A 16,874-nucleotide genomic window follows, 5' to 3' on the forward strand; every position below is an offset into this window, starting at 1 on the left:
TTATATTGACCAGGGTGTGAAGAAGAGGTTAAAAATGCCTACTTTTGAAATTATTTGCCTTGCAAAATCGATTAAATATGGTGGAACTTGTATTGCTGGAATGAAAACAGATGGTTCAGGGTGGCTTCGTCCAGTTTCTAATCAAAAAAATGGCACTTTACATCCAGAACATTACACTTTAGATAATGGCAGTGAACCTAAAATATTTGACATTATAAGAATCCCATGTGTCAAACCTGAGCCAAAATGCCACCAACCTGAAAATTGGCTCATCAAGCATAATCAATTATGGGAAAACTTAGGAAATCCTACCTTGAATCAAGCTAGACAGCTACTCAATCCAGAAATTAAAAAGCAATTTTCCTCTGCCGAACTATTAGGTAATTTAGATAAAGAAATAAGTTATGAAGAACTGAATAAATCAGCGGCTCAGTCATCATTAGCACTAGTAAAACCAAATCAAATTAAATGGCAAATTACGAGACATAATTATCAAAACGAGAAAAAATTCCGAGCTATTTTCTTATTAGTTGAAAACTTATATAATTTACCAATTACAGATCCTATTTGGATAGATAAACTCAAGTATTTGGAAGAAGGAATATATTCTTGCGAAGAAGTTATACAAAAACTAGAATTAAAGGATTTTGAACCTGATAAATTTACACTAACTATTAGTTTAGGTGAACCTTTTCAACCTTTAGGACAAGAAAAAGAATTTTGCTACAAGTTAGTTGCAGCAGTAATAAATGTTGCAGATATTAAGAAACGTTTTGGATGGAGCTAACCTTAAATTTTGTCTTCTTACTGAAGGCGATCGCTCAGATTTACAAACCTTGATGCAGGTTTATCAAGAAGGACTTTTAAGAAAAGCCACTGCATTAAGCGAAGCTGTCAAACGTGGGTTAATTGAACCCTTAAGCTAGTGAGTCAGATTCCTGAACAAGTCCGGGTGCAGACACAGATACAAGCGAATTGGTAAAATTTATTTCTATAGAAGTAGTGCGACGGGGAACTAGGTAAATTAAAAAAGGCTGTTTTGAAGCATTACCTAATGTTAAAACTTCGCGCAAGTTTTCGCTGTGAGCAATTATTCCATTTGCATTGTAAGCTATATATTGATTTTTATATAAATCTAATAACATCTGGCGGTTACGATTTAACCACTTGAACATTTCATCTGTTTCTCTTTTAGAGGGAGTTGTGTTCATATATTTAATGTTGTCCGTGGATGTGGAATATCTCTGGCACTATTTTAATTGTCTGGTGCAAGAGGTGAGCTAGCAAACCTGACTTAAATCTAAATCTAAAATCAACTCACTACTAGAACCAAACCCTACACCTGTAACATTTTGCTTGTTCTAGTAATGTGTAGTGTGCGATCGCATCGCTGAAGATCCACTTTTGCACCTATAGCTTAGACTTAAAAAAAAGCTTAGTATCGATGAACCAAAGTCTAAGTGGTACTCCCAGTCTGGAAAAACACACTCATGAAAATCTTGTTGTTACCAAACAACAGCTATTTGGCAAGCAACTAATTGTCCTTGCCTTGGAAATACTTCTGGCATTACCTCTGGGTTTACTCCTCGCAAAGTTCCAAATTGGCAGGATTGCCTGGATATTTGGCGGGATTGCGGCTGGTACAATGGTTCTCCAAGGATGTCGAATTTTTTATGAATATTCTCCCCAACCTAATCGCACTGCTAGAAAAGTGGGAATGGCACTTGTCGGCTTAACTGTCGGCGCTTCCAATGCCCACGCTAATCTAGCTAGTATTGCTTCTTGTATTCCCATATTTATTTTTCTTACCTTATTTCTGCTGTTAAGTGGAGGCTGTATCGGTTACATTTACTCCCGCGTTAGCAAAACCAACCTGTTTACAGCAATGCTGGCTACAGTTCCTGGTGGTGTAGGAATTATGGCTGCGATCGCTGCCGATTACAATAAAAATGTTAGCTTAGTTGCTCTAGTTCAGGCGATTCGCGTCACCTCTGTAGTTGTTCTAATTCCCTTCATCGCTAGGACATCAGCTAGTAATTACTATCCGCAAACGCTCCCAATCAACGCTGCTTGGCTCAATTTCGATCCATCTCAACTAGAATTACTCTTGTTAGTACTCCTAATTACTGGATTAGTAGTTTATTCAGCTATATTATTTAAAATTCCTGCCGGCGATTTCTTTGGTGCATTGTTGATTGGTATTGGGTTTAATCCTTTGCTACATTGGCTGCCTTTTGTGGGTGATATTAGCTTTAGTCCGCCGCCTTTAATTAACTTATTGGGTCAAATGCTTTTGGGAATTACTATTGGTGAATATTGGGGAGACAAACCTAACTTTAAAAAACGGACTGTCGCCTATGCCTTGATGTCTGTAGGGATGACTCTCGTAGCCGGAGCGATCGCTGCTATACTTGCGATGCAATTAACCTCTTGGGACTGGTTAACCTGTCTTTTAGTCACAGCACCAGGAGGATCGGCAGAAATGATCTTAGTTTCCCTAGCATTGAATCATAATGTTGAAATTGTCACAACTGGTCATTTAGTGCGACTAATTGCGATTAACAGTTCTCTACCTCTTTGGTTGTTTTTGTTTCGCCGTCTAGATAAGCAAGTTTCAGAACCAGTTTAATTCTTACTAATCTATTTGCGATCGCCATGTTTTCAGGTTGATTTTTTGGCAAAGCGGCTTAGTATATGCAGCTTTCATGGAAAAGTGCGATCGTTTCAGCGCTTTTAGCCAATTCAAATTTCCGTTTCAGCGTGTATTAAATTGTATCCCAATCCCTTTAGTTTTTGATTCGATACACGTTGGTTATTTGTTTTATTTCGCGGTAACGATGCATCCCACTCAACCAGGGGAAGATGATTCATTTCGCATACACGATTGAGCATTTCGCGACTAGTGAGAGGCGTATCATTTACCACATTATATATACCTTGTAATTCGTAGGTAAGAGCAAAATTCACAGCCGATACAATATCGTCGAGGTGAATCCAATTGGTAAAATGCTCCCCATTTCCTGGACGGGTTGTACCAGCAAGTTTACTAAAGCGCTTGCCAATTTCTCGTCCGGAACCGTAAATTGCACCAAGACGGAGAATACAAACTTTGAGGTTCAGACTTGACGCAGCTAACAAGATTTTTTCAGTGTCGTGCAATATCTTTGCATGTTCGTTATCAAGTACAACAGGTGATTCTTCATTCACCCATTCTCCATTGCGATTGCCATATACACCACAGCTACCAGTGTAGATCAGATGTTTTACCGTCGGTACTTGTTGCAATATCCTAACTAGATTTTTAGCAGTATGCAGGTAAGTTGCTTTGTAACCATCTTCATCAACTTGCTCGTTTCCAGTGGGAGCAATAGTCACAATCACCACATCTTGGTTTTTCAAAGCTGCAAGCAAGGAGGTTTCATTATCTCCAGTCGTTACTAGCACTTGTTGTGCAACTGCTTGCAATTCTGTTACCCTTTCTAAAGTTGTTGTTGTTGCAGTAACCAAATAGCTTAAATCACTTAGTTTACGAGCAATAGCAGTACCAACATAACCACAGCCAATAATAGCGACGTTCATAATTTATTTATTTTATCTTTTAGTTTTATTGTAAACTTGAGTAGCGATTATATCAATCTCTGCTGTCATGGACTTGCAATTGAATAATGTACTAATCATTTATAACTATTGGATATCAGGAATGTTTCTAGCGTCAGCGAAAAAAATACTCCCAATTCATCATAATTAGCAATTAGTTGATGCATTTCGTAATTATTAATCAACCAATTAGCGATTATAGAAAAGGGAGTGCCTATACTGATTGAACTAGGACAATTAACAGAAACACCGTCAGGTAAATAGTAATATTTATGCCCTTCTTTATGCCAATTAAATTGAGTTCCTATTGGTTCGGAAATCTTTAGATTCGGAGTAATAGTTATAGATATCCCTTGCCAATTACCACTAAAATCACGTTCTGGTAATTGATTTAATTCTGTTGACCAATATTTACTAGGTAATCCATTACAATCCTCACGAACATTTGCTGTATGAAATAAATTTCCGTTATCGTCATAAACAATACCTACACTATGCCGTAAATCTTCATATCTAAAGAATAATTCTATCCCAAAATACGAGTTTGGTTTTAACTCCACTGTTGCCCAAGTAGCATGACCGTCAGCAAAGAAATATCCTCGCATCGTCTCGCGTGATGGGTGAAAAATTCCATTATCTAAACTATTTGACAGGAAATTAAATTCCCAACTCTGTTGCTTATTTTCGCCATTTGCATAAGTATAAGTATTGGTATGGGCGATCTTAGTCTTTTCTGGATTACTTTTAAAACTTCTCAAACTTTGAAATGATTCTTTGACATCACCTTCTGGTGTATATCGCGTCCAAATTCCATGCCAATCGAGTAAATGGTTAGTAAAGTAATTCCAATTTCGTTCTTTGACATCCATAATATTTGTGTCTTTTGTATATTTAAAATCTTATTGTTAAAGCTTTATACCTGCAACTATTTGCCACCGTCCTAAATTATTATTCACAGGATTTTGATCGCCAATTTTAGTGACAATCGGCTTCATCCCTAACTCTTCAATTATCTTCTGTATTTCAGATAAAGGAGGGGACACGATAAAAATTTCATTGTTACACGCTGTTTGAATATCCCGGATTACCTTCGCTTCTTTGGTTTGTGGATCGAGGAACATTCCGGAATCAAAATGCATCATAACCCCTCCGGGACGAAGAAGACGAGCGCATTCACTCATCGCTCGTTTCATTGATGTGTTGGGTATTTCGTGGAGTAGCAGAAAACTTGTAACTAAGTCGAAATGTTCATTCGGAAACTCAGTATATCTAGCATCCTGTTGATAAAATTCTATTTCCTGGTTAAGTAACCTTGCATTTGCATAGCCATATCGGAGCATAGCGGCTCCAAAATCCACCCCTATGACCTCTGCATCTGGATACAAATTCTTTAGAGATATAGTATTGTGACCTATACCACAACCCAAATCTATTATTCGTCTCGGTTTCAGGTTGGGGAATTGATTCTCGATAAATTCATCCTTGAGCCTTGGGACTAAGTTATCTGAAAAACTGTCAAAAGCACTATTGGTTGATAATAGATAAAGATAGTTCATGTATCTTAATCCAGCCAGGATATCTTCATTGCCTGTGTCTGATAAATAACCTCCCGGCATCCGGTGAATGTTAGTCATTCGGTGTTCCTTAGATATTCTGAGCTGGGGATTGAGGTGTAAACCTGAACTATCACCAATTGCATTTATTGCAACACTCATAATTCTTTGATAATCATGATTTATACGGGCATCCACCACTTCCCATGCTAAATCTTGAAAAACAGTAAATTGAGTGATAAACTCCCTTGCTTCTCTGCTTTTAAGAATTGTATCCTGACACTCCTGGGCTTGAGAAGATACTCTTTCAAGAAGCTTGCTCATATAGGGAGCTGGCTTGATTTCAAATAACTGGCGTTCTTTCTCAGAGTCACCTCCCTGTTGCGGTAAAAGCTTCTCTGCTACGATACTTGATATCTTATTCATAATGTATTTATTATACCTAGAGAACTAACTGATCTTTTAATGTTCTGTTTTTTATGCGATATACTTAGCTGCCTTCGGCATCGCTAAAAACTGGCAAGATAAGCCCCTGATGTCCCTGCGCCGATAATACCTATCTTGCTGTTGGAAGAAACTATCTGTGACTCTCTTGATTTAATCTTGTTTAGATGATACTTGATTGAGATATTATCTTAAATAGTAAGCCAAAAAGTTTTTTATAAAGGGCGATGCCTACGCTAATAGGTAAATCGAGCTTTTTGGACTTGTGTATACTATTGTAGACCAGCCAATAGGAGCAAGAATCAGTCTGCTCTACCTTTCAATCAAATTTCGCCTCTTGACCTGAACAATCAAATAGATGTAAACCTAACCGTTGGGAAAGTTCTTCACAAACCTTTACCCCTCGCACACTATTACCACGCACATCCAACAAGGGTGAAAAAACTCCAATGCCCATCTTATTGGGTACAACGGCAATAATCCCACCACAAATACCGCTTTTCGCTGGAATCCCAATTTTATAAGCCCACTCACCTGCAAAGTTGTACATTCCGCAGGTATACATCACACTCAGAATATCTTTGATGTAACGCTTATCTACCGCCTGTTCTTTGGTGATGGGGTTAATACCTCTGTTTGCCAGGGTAGCCGCCATCACCGCTAAGTCTTGGCAATTCACCATCACAGCACACTGCTGGAAATAAAGATCCAGCGCCTCTTCAATATTCCGGTCAATCATGCCAAAATTCAGCATCAAATGCGCCATTGCGCGGTTACGATGCCCTGTACTGCGTTCTGAGGTAAAAACTGAAATATCAACGAATACGTCGCGGCCAATATATCGGCGAAACATATCCAGCATTCGGTTGAGGCGTTCGGTAGGGCCAGAACCTTTGATTAAGCTTGTAGTGGCGATCGCCCCTGCATTTACCATTGGATTATAAGGTCGCTTCGATTGCTCATCCAAAATAATCGCGTTGAATGCATCTCCCGTCGGTTCTACGCCAACTCTAGTCAAAACGTAATCCAGTCCATGATCTTCTAAGGCAAGTCCATAAGCAAACACCTTAGAAATTGACTGAATAGTAAAAAGTTGTTCGTAGTCCCCAACTTTGTAAACCTGACCATCTACTGTCACAATGCAAATGCTGAACAAATCCGGGTTTGCCTTTGCCAGTTCAGGAATGTATTTTGCGACTGCACCCTCCCGCAGTGACTTGTACTGGGAATGCAACTCGTTGAGAACAGCTTTTAATGGCGATGGTTCTATTTCTAAATCTCCTTGATTTGTCATTAGGCTGATGGCATTTCCCAAAATACTTACTATATATAGAAGAGATGCAGCTGTACATCCCTATAGTTACAAAGATTTTGTCAAAGATAGTTTGCTTTCAAAAATCATACTTGAGCAATTACTGAGGTTAAACAAAATATACTGTAATATATAATACACAAAATATCTGTTATCTAAGCGATCGCAAAGTTTTCTTAATTTTTAAGTCATTAATCTGGAAAAATATTAACTTGAGTATTGCCCTTTTTTTTATACTCAGCAATACTGTAATGTCAAGTTATATTTATCACCAATATTAGCCTAGTTGTGGAGAATAAAAGTAATGATTGATGTAAGTAGAAAAAACTTTGAAAAAACATATTAGACTCAAATTAATTTGCATAATTATTTAAGATGTAACTCCTATCACGACTTATTCATAGTTAAATCTAAATATTTCCTTAAATAAATTATTTTAGGTATTTATGCCGTTGCTATTTAATTAAAGTTATATTAGTTACTGAAAGTAGATAGCAAAAAAGCATGTAGTATAGAATACACGAGTAGTTGCGAGCCTTTACAACCGATGTGAATAGGGTATCGCCACTTTGGCGTGAAATAAACATAAACTTTTTTGAAGAAATTTTTGACTTACACAAAAAAGCGTTACATAGTCAAAGTCCGCTTTTGAGAAAGGTTTCGCCCTTCAAATTGGAATTGGAATTTGAGAAAGCGGGCAATAGTTACGCTAAAACCCTGATCCCCAAGCCAAAAGGTTCGTGTTAGTCTGTTGCAGTTATAAAAAACAAAGTGAAAACGGAACGAGTTCGAGTTTTTCAAATAGGGAAATCACTTTCATTAGTGAAAAATCCCGCAAGTTATAAAACTTAACTTCTACAGTCGCTTTCAAAAACGGACGCATGAATCAAAGACATTTGTGGACTATTGTTGCCCTGTTTATGGCTATTTTGGGAGTACCCTCAGTCGGTTGCACTCAAACCACCAAAGGAAATGCGCTAGCATCCCAAAAATCACCCGCCCCTGATGTCGTTAAGGTGGGAGAGTACCAATCAACAGCAGGGAAACAAACCTTGGATGCTGTGATTACAGAAATTCATCCTCACAATATTAGAGGACGTAAGGCGGCAACCCTTTTTATCAGAAATATACCTGTTCTCACCTTTTTAAGTTCTGTATCAGATACGAATTTTGAAACTAAAAAAGTTGGTGCAATTGGCAATACTGGGGGCGTACAATCGTACGCCCTTATTACTAGCAATTCACCAAATGCATTGAATACTGGCAACGTAACAGATGCGAGTAACCAGATTAGCTCCGCTGACAATGACCCGGTTGAGATAGCTAGTGTAATAGCCGCTAAGATTAACCAGTTGAATCGGGAAAACGTGGACGCGAGTAAGATTACCGTCAGTTGGAAAGCAGGGGAAAAATCTACTGCTAATCAAGCGCAAAACAAAAGCGCCCCTGTCCAACAAGATGGCGATCGCTATGTAATCAAAATTAATGGCGAAGAGTTGGTAGAAATCAACGAAGGTACGCGATTAGCAGGTACTACCAACGATCTAGCACAAGATGCATTGCAAGCAACCAATCGCCTGCGGAGACTACTAGGCAATGCATCTCCCCTAAAAGAAATTGCGAATTTGCCAGTACGCCAACCAGTATCAATACCAAAGCTGCCTCAACAGATTGTCGTCGGAGTAGTGCAAGCTACCTTGATAGGCATGGCTTCTTATTACGGTTATGACGGTTCTGGTAATCGTACTGCTAGCGGACAGAGATTCAATCCAGAAGAAATGACTGCCGCCCATCGCAGCTTACCCTTTGGTACGCAAGTACGTGTAACTAACACCCGTAACGGTCGTTCTGTAGTGTTGCGGATTAATGACCGCGGCCCATATATTCGTGGTCGAATCATTGACGTGTCTGCTGGCGCGGCTCGGATTTTGGGAATGATGGGCAGTGGTGTTGCACCAGTAAATATTGAAGTCTTGGGGAAATAATTATTAGGGACTGGGGATTAGGGACTGGGAACAAGTTTTCCTAATACCCAGTACCCAATCCCTAATCCCTAATACCCAGTACCCAGTTCCCCATCCCCAGTTCCGTATCACTTAATTTCCCTAGTTCAATCAACTCTTCCCTCTATTTCAGATATAAACTAACGGGGGAGGGATCGATAAGAACTAGGGGTATTTTTGTGCGCCTGCTGACAACAGTTGCAGCTTTACGCTGCTATTTAACTAAACACTGCTCACAAAACAAGCTGATTGCAGTTACTGAGGATCTGAGATTAGATGAAATGACTGCTTGGTATCAGACGGCAGTCGGTCTGGTGCCAACGATGGGAAATTTGCATCAAGGTCATTTAAGCTTGATTCAACGGGCGCGGCAAGAAAATTCCACGGTGATTGTGAGTATTTTCGTCAATCCCTTGCAATTTGCTCCTAATGAGGATTATCAACACTATCCTCGCACTTTAGAGCAAGACCAAAAACTTTGCGAACAAGCTGGGGTTGATGCCATTTTTGCACCGACTCCGGAAGAAATGGCAGTTTCTCAGAAGAGTATACAAGAATCTAAGGTTACACAAGTTATCCCCCCATCTGCTATGATAACAGGCTTGTGTGGTCGTTCTCGGCAAGGTCACTTTCAGGGTGTCGCTACGATTGTTACCAAACTTTTCAACTTGGTACAGCCTGACCGTGCCTACTTTGGTCAAAAGGATGGTCAGCAACTAGCAATTATTAAACGCTTAGTGGCTGACTTAAATTTGCCAGTAGAAATTGTTGCTTGTCCAACAGTACGGGAAGCGTCGGGTCTTGCTTTGAGTTCTCGCAATCAATATTTGACGGCAACGGCAAAAGAGCAAGCAACGGTGTTATATCGGGGCTTGCAACGAGCTAAAGCCGCATTCATTGCAGGCGATCGCAATAGTAACAAGTTGATAGCAGTGGTACAGCAAGAAGTGGCAATGGTCAGCACGGCCTCAGTGGAATATATTGAATTGGTTGAACCGACTACGTTGATGTCTTTAGAAAAAGTTGAGGAGGAAGGAATGTTGGCGATCGCAGCTCGTTTTGGTGCTACACGTTTGATTGACAATATCATATTGCGCGATCGTCAACCCATTATCGCTATTGATGGCCCAGCTGGTGCTGGAAAATCCACAGTGGCGCGGCAAGTGGCAGCAAACTTGAGGTTAGTGTATTTAGATACAGGAGCGATGTACCGTGCTGTCACTTGGTTAGTATTGCAAAAGGGGATTGCTATTGAGGATGAGTGTGCGATCGCCGAATTAACTAACCAGTGTAAAATTGAACTTACTCCCACCGAGGATTTACAATCATCCGTGCGGGTTTGGATTGACAACACTGATGTTACCCAGGCAATTCGCACCATTGAGGTAACATCTCAAGTATCGGCGATCGCGGCACAAAGCGCAGTCCGTCAAGCACTGGTTAAACAACAGCAAAGGTGGGGCAAAAAAGGTGGTTTAGTTGCTGAAGGTCGGGATATTGGTACTCACGTCTTTCCCGATGCTGAAGTGAAAATCTTCTTAACCGCTTCTGTGAGTGAACGCGCCCGTCGCCGTCAGCAAGACTTTAACACCCAAGGTCAACCGGAAGTGAGTTTAGAGCAGCTGGAACACGACATTGCCGAACGTGATTGGAAAGATAGTACACGCAAAGTTTCGCCTTTGCAAAAAGCAGTAGATGCGATCGAAGTGCAAACTGATGGTTTAGCCGTGTCAGAAGTCACGGCAAAAATCGTTAACTATTACCAGCAGCGTTTATCTCAGTGTTAATCACTGTGATTTGCTGTTAGTTTTTTAGTTTAAAAGGGTGGTGGGTGAGTGATTTATTCATTTACCATCCTCAAAATTGTATTTAAAAACAAAAATATATAATTTGACTATTGATTGACTATTTTTATTTTAAAAATCAAGCTTGATTAAATAATTATAGATAAATTTAAGTGTTAAATTTATCTCGCTTTCGACTGATTTATTATATTACAATTAATCCTACTCAAGGTAGAAGTATGAAAGCTTTAATTGCTAAATGCTAATTAATTATTGGCCTTTCGCTATGAAATATTAGCCATTTTTATTTACAGTCATGAATTTCTAGTGATTTGACTTATCACCGAAGTACTTTGTTTTCGTCTTCACTTTGGTAGTAGAATGACGATGTTAAGTTTTATGTTCCACGATTAAAGACATAAAACCCCTAAAAATAAAAGCTATTAATGTCCCAACCTTCTGCAATAGCTTAAAACTGGAAACCGGTAAAGAGAGGATTTGACACAATGGCATTTGTACAGCCCCCACTACCCTTTGAAAAGGATGCTCTAGAGCCTTATGGCATGAAAGCTGAAACTTTCGAGTATCACTATGGCAAGCATCATAAAGCTTATGTAGACAACCTCAACAAACTTACTGAAGGTACAGAACTTGCTGATAAGTCTCTGGAAGAGGTGATCAAAACTTCCTTTAAAGACTCCTCTAAGGTGGGAATCTTTAACAACGCTGCCCAAGTTTGGAACCACACTTTCTTCTGGAACTCTTTGAAACCAAAAGGTGGTGGCACACCCACAGGTGAACTCGCAGCCAAAATTGATAAAGATTTTGGTAGCTTTGACAAATTCAAGGAAGAGTTCTCTAACGCGGCTGCAACTCAATTTGGCAGCGGGTGGTCTTGGCTGATCGATGATGGTGGTACGCTGAAAGTGATCAAAACACCAAATGCAGAAAATCCCCTAGCTCATGGTCAGAAAGCACTCCTAACCTTAGATGTTTGGGAACACGCCTACTACATTGATTATAGAAACGCCCGTCCAGCGTTCATCAAGAACTTCCTAGAAAACTTGGCCAACTGGGACTTTGCTACAGAAAACTTGGCTAAAGCTTAATCAATTTCAGTTTTGAACTGAGTGCGATGCCTCTTAGTAAACTGCTTCTTATTTTTTGAGAATGGCAAAGCTAAATACGTCTACGCCACTTGTGCCAGACTCTGTAAAGTAGAAGCAATAAGTTAATTTACAAAAGTTGAAGCAGAAAGCCAATAGGAAAGGGAGAAGTTCTTTTTAATTTCTCCCTTTTCTGTTTTCCAGTAGTGGGACAGACATCACCTAAATAAAAGTAGTGATATGAAAATCAAAATATAAAATATATGGATAGCAAAGAACTAGCGCAATACATCGAAGCAACAAATAGCATCTCTAAACCTTGGGTATTGGTACAACTGCGCCTCAAAAAATTGCAAGAGCGTCGAGCCACGCTGACAAATGATGCCTACATCAAAGAATTAGAAGATATTTACCAAGACTTGATGAATTTGGGGGAATGGTGGCGTGGTATTGAAGATGAGGTATTTTGAGGTATTTTAAAGTGAGGAGTTATGAGTTGTGAGTTATGAGTTTTCCTAACTTTTAACTCCTAACTCCTAACTTCTAACTTAAAACGCAACCTGATGGCTCAAGCTCTCGATCAAGTCGATTACGATACTCTCGATGCTGCAAAACGACGCTTCATCGATGCCGCAAAACGCACACTTGGCTTTGCAAGCGCTTATGGCATCGTGCCCGCATCAGGTCTTGGAGCAAGTGCTAACGCTTTCAGCTTCAACCTCGCTCCGTTTCTGGAGGTGGGGGCTAGAGAACTTTCTATGACACTTGTCCCCGAAGGACTGGGCACCGCAGACGATACCCGCCCTGATGATCTTTCCGAAGAAGAACTTAGACGATTCTGGTGGAATATTGGGATCAAGATCATCTCGTGTCTGACGAACGATGCCGCAACTTCAGGTATGCAGACTATACTTCTCGGTCTTTATCTGCCGTCGAGTACTCCTGAAACAATCTTTACCCCCGCTTTTGTTGATGGGTTTCTTGATGGAGTAGTTGAGGGCTGCAAACAAGTGGGATGTGTCTATCTCTCAGGGGAAACTCCTCAACTAAAAACCAAGATGATTCCAGGGCGGCTCGACATCGCCGGCTCGGTTTTTGGGGTTATGCCGGCTGGTGTTGCTCCCATTGATAGCTCGCGTCTGGATGCCGGCAATACCATTGTTCTCGTCGAAAGTTCGGGCCCCCATGAGAACGGCTTTACCCCATTGCGAAAGCTCGCTGAGTCGCTCCCTAATGGTTATAGAACAAAACTTTCTAGTGGGCAGGAGTTCTGGGAAGCGATGAATGCTGCTTCGTATCTTTACACGCCCCTTGTACAGGCCGTGCTTAGTGAGGGAATTCGTCCCACGGCGATGGAGAATATCACTGGTCATGGCTGGCAAAAGCTGATGCGGTCGGTGAAACCGCTTCGGTATGTCATCGAAATGATGCTCCCAGTGCCGGAGATATTTACATTTGTTGAGAGTCAGCTTGAGGGCGGGGCTGAGACGATGCTTTCGGTGTTCAATTACGGTGCAGGATTCGCATTCTATACAGAGTCGGTGCAGGATGCAGAGAGAATTGTCCTGCTTGCAAGAGAACATCAACTCTCGGCTGTGATTGCAGGAAGGGTTGAAGCGTCCCTTACCCGCGAAGTGGTGGTAGAACCCCTTGGAGTCACCTTGAAGGGAGATTCTTTTGGAATTGCACGAGGGGTATAATGATTCACCTGACTTTTCACCTCATCTGGAAAAGACCACGAAAAACATAACCCTTTTCCCGACACTCTAAAGGGGAAAATTCCAAGTCTGTAATGCGATCGCTTGCTAATACTGTTGATTCTCCAAACTGGAAGGCAAATAAATCTGCGCCTTGGTCGCCAGTTAAAGTATCAGCACCACCAAACAAAGGATCATTTCCGAATGGCACTAAGTTAAGATACAATGCTTGTCCTCACGGGTTAAGAGCCTCTAGGCTCTTAACCCATTCTGGGAGGCTCCGCCTCCAGTGGCTTGACCAGAGGCAGAGCCTATGAGAATACATTCCCAGCCTCCAAGCTGGGAACGAGGCGACACGAGCTTTTGAGGTTTTCTTAGTGCCAGTCTCAACCAGCCAGCACTCAAAATGCTAACTCTGATTGGGACTCAGCCATCTAATAGACAGCTAATAGCTGTATAGTTGGGGTAAAAATTATTTATCATCAGATTTCAGAAAATTTACATGAAAAAACTATAAATTTTTCATGTAAATTTTCAGTCGATCAGTGTAAGCTTATTACATTGATATCAAATGCCCATTGATTGCGTGAAAACACTTCAGTACACATCTGTTCTCTTGTTTCGTGTTCCCTGTTCCCTGTTCCCTGTGTACCGCAGTAAATTCAGGAATAAAATCGCGTTTGTATATGCTTCTGGCAAAAGTCTAGACATCTTTGAAAAAGAATGTAGAGACGTAGCACTGCTACGTCTCTACAAGGGTTCTGGGTAAAGCATATTTAATTTCTGGAGATGTCTGTCTCTTAACCACTCGCAATCATTACGCTCTCGGAGGTGTAATAAAACTTACATAATTGTTTGAACGTTAGCTTAAAGATGCTAGACACGGCTAGAAAAAGATTAACTTTGGTATCTTGCAAGAAAACCAAGCAGTTATTGTATTTTTTCAGTGAGAGTTTAGTTGACTGGTAATAATATCTTAAAAAGATGTACTTTCTAGTTTTTCTTGTCTCTTTACTTTAAATGGCTCGAAGCCAGCTTTTTAATCCTGGAGGTTAAAGGCTTGAGACTGAAGCTACTCCCGCAGGTAGTATGCCTGTTTCATTGGATCAGGTAAAGGTTTTATTAAGACTTATGAGCGTGAAATTTGGAGAAGTGGGAAAAATAAAAATTACCCTTTCAACAAATTTAAGTGCCTTTGCATAGCCTTTTGCAGAGAAGTCATAGACATGAGAATAATCAGATCAGATTCTTGAATCACCTGATTTTTTCGTGTTAGACGCTTATCAAGTTAGTGCTTTTTAGGCAATTAAATAGCTATGCTCAAGATAGTATCCCAGAATCAGCGAAATTCCAGGACACTACCGAGACCTTAAATGCACCTCGTGTAAACCTCTGATTAACCTTTTATGGTTAATCATATAGTGCAGTTGTGATCTTTTTACTGTCAGGTATTGATCACACAACTGCTATGGCTTCCGTTTGCCCATAATTTACGACTTAATACAAGGTAGATACAATTATGTCACACAATGTTACTAACGACAAGGCTGTTGACCACAAGGCTGTCGAAAAGCGTCAGGTTTTATTCAAGAGCATGGAAACTAATTTTCAGTCAGGAAATTTTGCTCACAATTAACATCTGGATAAAATACCGGGGGCTGGTGATTGGGATTCGGGAGAATTTACACAGGGATCAACTCACGAAAGCTTTGATCTAAAAAGAATTCCTTTTACAGCAGATTGCGATCGCTCCATTCTCAAATCAGCGTTGTTACCAAGACACTTTTCTGTTTGATGGGACTATTAGTAAAAACATTGCGATCCTCACATTTATCATAAGCTTTGCGCTCGCATATTTCGTAATCTTTACCCAGAAGAGGTTTCGATACTTTTTGGTGGCTAATAATTTGGGCACAGTCCGAAACACATAAATCTAGGTTTTATAAGGCTTTGAGAGATGTGGTCAGGATATCTTGGACTCCAGTACCGCAAAGATTGTCGTCCTAATATTGCAGCAGCTGTATTTGCTGCTGCACCACTACAATCTCTCAAACCGATTACGACAAATCAGGGGAGGTATTTATAGATTTAAAAAATACCAGCGTTGATGGTATTTTCTAATTATAAATTTAATAGTTTTTCCTTTTTAGCATTTTGTAAATGCATTTAAATGGTGATATTTAACGTGATTTAAAATTAATTTAAATCGTTAAAACTCTTTGTAGGCATGATTAGTATTAAATTCTGTCTGATTTTACTATGCAATATTTGATGGTTATTAAATGATGCATATATAATGAAAAATCAATAAAAGCATATTAATTTTTAAATCAAAAATTATTCAAAAAAAGATTGACTTTCCGGAAAAATAACCTATAGTATTGATGTAGGCAACAAAACAAGTTGATTACGACAAAAAGACCCAAAAAGATTACAATTCCCAGGAAAAACTCAAATGATTATTTCTGATCTAAACTACTTGGAAAATACCTCTGAAGAAGTTATTGGTGGGTTCAATCGCAGTAGTTCTTCTAATTTCAACGAAACATTAACAGTTAAAAAAACTGTTGAGTCTAACTTAACCGTAAAGGGCAACTTAGCTACTTCTGAAGGCGATGCTAACGCAATTGGTTCAAACACCGTGACTCAATCGATTCTTGGCGCGTCTACCACTCCGCGTTCTTCTAATTCTGGTGGTTTCGTGTTAGCTGGTACCAATTAGTCGTTAAACTCTACTTACAAAGAGTATTAACTCCTGCAAATAGAGTTAGGCTCGAAAGGCTAGTAGATTCATAAATCGCCGAAGGCTCTTTGCTCATTTGAGCCTTCGGCTTTTAGCTAAAACACATCTTTGAAAAGTATCAAAGCCTCTTTTTAACTAGGTTCTAATGAGAACCACCCAAGACTAAATTAGGCGCACCCATTAAAATAATTAGTAATTCGTAATTTGTAATTAAGTTTTGTGACGAACGCGAGAGCGTCTCTAAGAGTTGAGTGCTGTTGTGGGGACGGTTTGGGTCCACAAAACTTCTCTTGATTTAGCTGAGGCTTCAATTCGCGCTACTTACAGCACTTTGCAAGTAAATGAAGTACACCCTTCGCTTGCTTGGGGCTATGGTGAATTACCCCCCTTAAAACAATTCGCTTTTTCGCCCATTCGCAATTACGTTTTGCGACGGGAATTTAGCGCAAAGTTCCTCCTCTTGGGGTCTCCCCAAGAGGAGGAACTTTGCAAGACAGACACCGACCCAAAACGGGCTGCCTGTCTTGCTGGGGACTTAAACCCCCAAAGTTCGTTAATCCCCCCGTTTATTGGGGGAAAAAGAAATCTAGTTCCCTCCCCAATACATACCTACGGTGTACACACAAGTACAATTA

General features: G+C 40.1%; 17 protein-coding genes. 11 read left to right on the forward strand and 6 right to left on the reverse strand.

The annotated features are described in order from the left end of the window. Positions 1-34 precede the first annotated feature (34 nt). Both ACFE93_RS17165 and ACFE93_RS17170 read left to right on the forward strand, forming a co-directional pair. Positions 35-787, forward strand: a complete 753-nt coding sequence (locus ACFE93_RS17165; protein ID WP_375474476.1) for a hypothetical protein — start codon at positions 35-37, stop codon at positions 785-787. Then, positions 750-926 carry a hypothetical protein gene (locus ACFE93_RS17170; RefSeq protein ID WP_375474478.1) on the forward strand — a complete coding sequence of 59 codons (177 nt, stop codon included), beginning with the start codon at positions 750-752 and terminating at the stop codon, positions 924-926. Before ACFE93_RS17165 ends, ACFE93_RS17170 begins: the two co-directional genes overlap by 38 nt. Here the strand turns inward: ACFE93_RS17170 and ACFE93_RS17175 are convergent. After that, positions 918-1,211 (reverse strand): DUF5678 domain-containing protein, encoded by a 294-nt coding sequence (locus ACFE93_RS17175; RefSeq protein WP_375474479.1) that lies wholly within the window; start codon positions 1,209-1,211, stop codon positions 918-920. The two genes, ACFE93_RS17170 and ACFE93_RS17175, sit on opposite strands and share 9 nt — an antisense overlap. A 233-nt stretch (positions 1,212-1,444) precedes the next feature. Here ACFE93_RS17175 and ACFE93_RS17180 point away from each other — a divergent pair, with 233 nt between their 5' ends. Continuing rightward, positions 1,445-2,629: an AbrB family transcriptional regulator gene (locus ACFE93_RS17180; RefSeq protein ID WP_375474481.1), complete on the forward strand. Its 1,185-nt coding sequence runs from the start codon at positions 1,445-1,447 to the stop codon at positions 2,627-2,629. Between the two features lie 113 nt (positions 2,630-2,742). Here ACFE93_RS17180 and ACFE93_RS17185 read toward each other — a convergent pair whose 3' ends face one another. From ACFE93_RS17185 to glsA, 4 genes are all read right to left on the reverse strand, one after another. Continuing rightward, positions 2,743-3,579, reverse strand: coding sequence for an SDR family oxidoreductase (locus tag ACFE93_RS17185; RefSeq protein WP_375474483.1), 837 nt, complete (start codon positions 3,577-3,579; stop codon positions 2,743-2,745). A 95-nt stretch (positions 3,580-3,674) separates the two neighbouring features. Further along, positions 3,675-4,466: a DUF3598 family protein gene (locus ACFE93_RS17190; RefSeq protein WP_375474485.1), complete on the reverse strand. Its 792-nt coding sequence runs from the start codon at positions 4,464-4,466 to the stop codon at positions 3,675-3,677. A 36-nt stretch (positions 4,467-4,502) separates the two neighbouring features. Then, positions 4,503-5,576, reverse strand: a complete 1,074-nt coding sequence (locus ACFE93_RS17195) for a class I SAM-dependent methyltransferase (protein WP_375474487.1) — start codon at positions 5,574-5,576, stop codon at positions 4,503-4,505. A 337-nt stretch (positions 5,577-5,913) separates the two neighbouring features. After that, the gene (gene glsA / locus ACFE93_RS17200; RefSeq protein WP_375474508.1) at positions 5,914-6,897 is read right to left on the reverse strand and encodes a glutaminase A; all 984 of its coding nucleotides are present in this window, start codon (positions 6,895-6,897) and stop codon (positions 5,914-5,916) included. An 890-nt stretch (positions 6,898-7,787) separates the two neighbouring features. Here glsA and ACFE93_RS17205 point away from each other — a divergent pair. The 5 genes from ACFE93_RS17205 (at position 7,788) to ACFE93_RS17225 (ending at position 13,499) form a co-directional block, all read left to right on the forward strand. After that, a complete protein-coding gene (locus ACFE93_RS17205) occupies positions 7,788-8,891 on the forward strand; it encodes a septal ring lytic transglycosylase RlpA family protein (RefSeq protein WP_375474489.1) in 1,104 nt (367 codons plus the stop codon). A gap of 197 nt (positions 8,892-9,088) precedes the next feature. Beyond that, positions 9,089-10,696, forward strand: coding sequence for a bifunctional pantoate--beta-alanine ligase/(d)CMP kinase (locus ACFE93_RS17210; protein ID WP_375474491.1), 1,608 nt, complete (start codon positions 9,089-9,091; stop codon positions 10,694-10,696). A gap of 503 nt (positions 10,697-11,199) precedes the next feature. Then, a complete protein-coding gene (locus ACFE93_RS17215; RefSeq protein WP_375474493.1) occupies positions 11,200-11,802 on the forward strand; it encodes a superoxide dismutase in 603 nt (200 codons plus the stop codon). Positions 11,803-12,062: 260 nt separating this feature from the next. Then, entirely contained in the window at positions 12,063-12,269 is a 207-nt protein-coding gene (locus ACFE93_RS17220; RefSeq protein ID WP_104906601.1) for a hypothetical protein, read from the forward strand. 93 nt (positions 12,270-12,362) lie between these two features. After that, positions 12,363-13,499 (forward strand): AIR synthase related protein, encoded by a 1,137-nt coding sequence (locus ACFE93_RS17225; protein WP_375474496.1) that lies wholly within the window; start codon positions 12,363-12,365, stop codon positions 13,497-13,499. Positions 13,500-13,515: 16 nt separating this feature from the next. Here ACFE93_RS17225 and ACFE93_RS17230 read toward each other — a convergent pair whose 3' ends face one another. Continuing rightward, on the reverse strand, positions 13,516-13,707 hold the full coding sequence (locus ACFE93_RS17230) for a hypothetical protein (RefSeq protein ID WP_375474498.1): 192 nt from the start codon (positions 13,705-13,707) through the stop codon (positions 13,516-13,518). 1,746 nt (positions 13,708-15,453) lie between these two features. Here ACFE93_RS17230 and ACFE93_RS17235 point away from each other — a divergent pair. The 3 genes from ACFE93_RS17235 to ACFE93_RS17245 form a co-directional block, all read left to right on the forward strand. Then, complete coding sequence (locus ACFE93_RS17235; RefSeq protein WP_375474500.1) at positions 15,454-15,582, forward strand: hypothetical protein; 129 nt, start codon at positions 15,454-15,456, stop codon at positions 15,580-15,582. Between the two features lie 369 nt (positions 15,583-15,951). Then, positions 15,952-16,218, forward strand: coding sequence for a hypothetical protein (locus ACFE93_RS17240; protein ID WP_375474502.1), 267 nt, complete (start codon positions 15,952-15,954; stop codon positions 16,216-16,218). A 280-nt stretch (positions 16,219-16,498) separates the two neighbouring features. Further along, the coding region (locus ACFE93_RS17245) for a hypothetical protein (protein WP_375474504.1) at positions 16,499-16,874 on the forward strand (376 nt) is incomplete at its 3' end.

The organism is uncultured Nostoc sp., from assembly GCF_964247315.1.
Taxonomy (GTDB): Bacteria; Cyanobacteriota; Cyanobacteriia; order Cyanobacteriales; family Nostocaceae; genus Nostoc.